The organism is Kitasatospora sp. NPDC056138, assembly GCF_042264695.1.
Lineage (GTDB): Bacteria > Actinomycetota > Actinomycetes > Streptomycetales > Streptomycetaceae > Kitasatospora.
Window position 1 is genome coordinate 1 of record NZ_JBHJVK010000151.1, and the last position, 4,560, is coordinate 4,560.

General features: G+C 70.0%; 1 protein-coding gene. It reads left to right on the plus strand.

The window, feature by feature from the left end; translation table 11 throughout:
* On the plus strand, window positions 1-4,560 hold a 4,560-nt coding region (locus ACFC1R_RS38635), incomplete at both ends, for an amino acid adenylation domain-containing protein (protein WP_375946401.1).

Here is a 4,560-nt window from a genome sequence, read left to right on the forward strand (position 1 = left end):
ATGCCGCTCGCCCTGCGGCTGACCGGTGACCTGGACCGGCAGGCACTGGGGGAGGCCATCAACGACGTGATCTCCCGGCACGAGGCGCTGCGCACCGTGTTCCGGCAGGTCCACGGGCAGCCCCAGCAACACATCCTCGCCTTGGACCAGGCCCGTATCGGCCTGCGGATCGTCCCCACGGACGAGGGCGGACTCGCCGATCACCTGCGTCAGGCCGCCCGGTACGAGTTCGACCTGGCCGGCCAGGTGCCACTGCACGCCGAGCTGTTCACCGTCAGCCCGACGGAGTCTGTGCTGCTGCTGGTACTGCACCACATCGCCGGTGACGGCTCGTCGCTGGCACCGCTGGCCCGTGACCTGGTCGCCGCCTACTCCGCCCGCCTGACCGGCGCCGAGCCCGACTGGCCGCAGCTGCCGGTGCAGTACGCCGACTACACGCTGTGGCAGCGCGACCTGCTGGGCGACGACACCGATCCGGACAGCCCGTTCGTCCGCCAGCAGCGGTACTGGGCCGAGCAGTTGGCCGGTCTGCCGGAACAGGTCACCGTTCCCGCGGACCGTCCCCGCCCGGCCGTGGCCAGCTACGCCGGTGACGTCAGCACCTTCGGTATCGACGCCGACCTGCACCAGGCGCTGTCCGAGCTGGCCCGCTCCACCGGCACCACCATGTTCATGGTGCTGCAGGCGTCCTTCGCCGCTCTGATGACCCGCCTCGGCGCCGGGACCGACATCCCGCTCGGTGCGCCGATCGCCGGGCGCACCGACGAGAACCTCGACCAGCTGATCGGGTTCTTCGTCAACACCCTGGTGCTGCGGACCGACACGGCGGGCAACCCGGCCTTCACCGACCTGCTCGCGCAGGTCCGCCGGACCAGCCTGGAGGCCTACGCCCACCAGGACATCCCGTTCGAGCACCTGGTGGAGAAGCTCAACCCGCACCGCAGCACCACGCACCATCCCCTGTTCCAGGTCATGCTCGCCCTCCTCAACACCGAGCAGCCGAACTTCGAACTGCCCAACCTGCAGGTCGCGGCAGACGGTGTCGCCATGGGCACGTCCAGGTTCGACATGTTCATCAACATGGGCGAGCACCGAGACGACAACGGCACCCCGGCCGGCATGTCCGGCACGGTCGAGTTCGCCACCGACCTGTACGACCGGACCACGGTCGAAGCACTGACCACACGCTGGATCCGGCTGCTCAAGGCGATCGCGGCCGACCCGTCCCGGCCCATCGGATTCCTGGACGTCCTCACCCCCGGTGAGGCCGCCCAGCTCCAGGACTGGGCGAGTGCCCCGAGCGCGGGGATCGGTGCGGCCACTCTGCCGGAGCTGTTCCAGGCCCGAGTGCAGGCCACTCCTGATGCCACCGCGCTGGAGGCCGGGGACGCGACCTGGACGTACGCCGAGCTGAACGCCCGTGCCAACCGGATCGCGCACTGGCTGGTCAGCCGGGGCATCGGTACCGAGCAGCTCGTCGGCGTGGCACTGCCCCGCCGTATCGAGCAGCTCGCCGTGATCCTGGGCATCGCGAAGGCGGGTGCCGGTTATCTGCCGATCGACCCGGACTACCCGGCCGACCGCATTGCGTACATGCTCGCCGACGCTGCTCCCGCCCTGCTCCTGACCACCGGGGAGCTGGCGCAGGAGCTGCCGGGCGGGCTGGACGTCGACGAGCTGGCCGAGGTCTGGGACGGGCAGCCCGTCACCGACCCGACGGATGCGGACCGGATCGCCCCGCTGACGGCGGCGAACACCGCGTACACCATCTACACCTCCGGTTCCACCGGCCGGCCCAAGGGCACCGCCGTTCCTCACACCGGACTGGCCGGCGTCACCGCCAGCCTGATCGAGTGCTGTGCGACCGGTCCCGACAGCCGCGTCCTGCAGCTGGCCTCCCCCAGCTTCGATGTCTCGATCATCGAGATCCTCATGGCCATCAGCCGTGGTGGCACCCTCGTCGTGCCCCAGCCCGGCCGCCTCGCAGGGGAAGAGCTCGCGCGCATCCTGGCCGACCGGCGCGTCACCCACGCGTTCATCCCGCCATCGGCGCTGGCGAGTATGCCCGAGGGCACCGCGGCCTCGCTGCGCGACCTGCACACGGTGCTGGTGGCGGGCGAGGCGTGCCCGCCTGAGGTGGTGGAGCACTGGTCGCAGGGCCGCCAGATGATCAACCTGTACGGGACGACGGAGACGTTCGTCAGCTCCATCAGTTCACCGCTGTCGGGCAGGCACGTCACGATCGGGCGGCCGATCGTCCACACGCAGCTCTATGTGCTGGACGAGTACCTCCAGTTGGTACCCCCGGGTATCGCCGGCGAGCTCTACAACGCGGGTACTGTCATGGCTCGCGGATACCTGGACCGGCCGGGGTTGTCGGCGGAGCGGTTCGTGGCGGATCCGTTCGGTGGGGCCGGGGGCCGGATGTACCGCACGGGTGACCTGGTGCGGTGGAACCGGGACGGTGAGCTGGAGTACCTGGGCCGGACGGATGAGCAGGTGAAGATCCGTGGGTTCCGGATCGAGCCCGGCGAGGTCCAGGCCGTGCTCACCAGGATTCCCGGGGTCGCGCAGGCCCTGGTGGTCCCACGTGAGGACCAGCCCGGTGACGTCCGCCTGGTGGCCTACGTGGTTCCGGAGACGGAGCACGGTGTGTCCACCGAGGAGGTCCGCGACCGTCTGCGGCAGCAGCTTCCGGACTACATGGTCCCCGCGGCCGTCGTGGCGCTGGACCGGATGCCGGTGACCCCGAACGGGAAGATCGACCGCAGGGCCCTGCCCGCCCCGGTCTACACCGCGGCCGGTACCGGGCGCGCTGCCCGCACCCCGCAGGAGCAGATCCTCGGCGCGGCGTTCGCCGAGATCCTCGGTCTGCCGAGCGTCGGGGTCGACGACAGCTTCTTCGACCTGGGCGGCCACTCGCTGCTGGCCACCCGCCTGATCAGCCGAATCCGTACGGCACTCGGCGTGGAGATCCCGCTGCGCGCGATCTTCGAGGCCCCGACCGTGACCCGGCTCGCCCGCCGGCTGGCCGACCACGCGGGCGAACTGCGCCCGGCCCTGGTACCTGCGGCCCGGCCGCAGGTGCTGCCGCTGTCCTACGCCCAGGAGCGGCTGTGGTTCCTGCACAAGCTCGAGGGCCCTTCCGCCACCTACAACATGGCCTTCGCGCTGCGGCTGACCGGTGATCTGGACCGGCATGCACTGCAGGACGCCCTCAACGACGTCATCGCGCGCCATGAGGCACTGCGCACCGTCTTCCGGGAGGCCAACGGACAGCCCGGCCAGCACATCCTCGCCCCCGACCAGGCCCGGGTCGCCCTGCACGTCCAGCAGATCGACGAGGCCGACGTCACTCAGACGCTGAACCGGGCCGCTCGCCACGAGTTCGACCTGTCCGCGCAGGTGCCGCTGCACGCCCGGCTGTTCACCGTCAGCCCGACGGAGTCGGTGCTGATGCTGATCGTCCACCACATCGCGGCCGACGGCTGGTCGATGGCGCCGCTGGCCCGTGACCTGATCGCCGCCTACACCGCGCGCCTGACCGGCGCCGAGCCCGACTGGCCGCAGCTGCCGGTCCAGTACGCCGACTACACCCTTTGGCAACGCCACCTTCTCGGCAAGGAGACCGACGTGACCAGCGCGTTCACCCGTCAGTACGAATACTGGGCCGAGCAGCTCGCTGGTCTGCCGGAGCAGGTCACCATCCCCACCGACCGGCCCCGCCCCGCCGTCGCCAGCTATGCCGGCGACGTCATCCGGCTGAGCCTTGACGCGGACCTGCACCGGGACCTCGCCGAGCTGGCTCGTACCACCGACACGACCGTGTTCATGGTGCTGCAGGCCTCCATGGCCGCTCTGATGACCCGCCTCGGCGCCGGGACCGACATCCCGATCGGCAGCGGTATCGCCGGGCGTACCGACGAGAACCTCGACGACCTCATCGGGCTGTTCGTCAACTCGCTCGTGCTGCGCGCCAACACGGCTCGCAACCCCGTCTTCACCGATCTGCTCGCGCAGGTCCGCCGGACCAGCCTGGCCGCTCACGCCCACCAGGACATCCCGTTCCAGTACCTGGTGGAGAAGCTCAACCCGCAGCGCTCCGCCTCGCACCACCCGCTCTTCCAGGTGGCCTTCGTGCTGCAGAACACCGAAGAGGCGGACTTCAAGCTGCCGGACCTCCAGATCCGCCCGGAGGAGACGCACACCAGCACCTCACGCCTCGATGTGCTCATCAGCCTGGGTGAGGAGCACGACCACGAGCGCGCTCCGTTGGGAATCAGCGGGTTCCTCGAGTTCTCGACCGACCTCTACGACCGGGCCACGATCCGGACGCTGATCGAACGGTGGACGCAGCTGCTGCGGGCCGTGGTCGCAAACCCGTCCCAGCGGATCGGTGCCCTGAACATCCTCACCCTGCGCGAACGCCTCGACCGGGTGGTCCAGTCGGAGCGAGCCGACCAGCCGACGCTGCCTGAGCTGTTCGAGGCGCAGGTGCAGGCTGCGCCGTCTGCTCTGGCTGTGGACGGGGGTGAGGTGTTGTGGACGTATGCGGAGTTG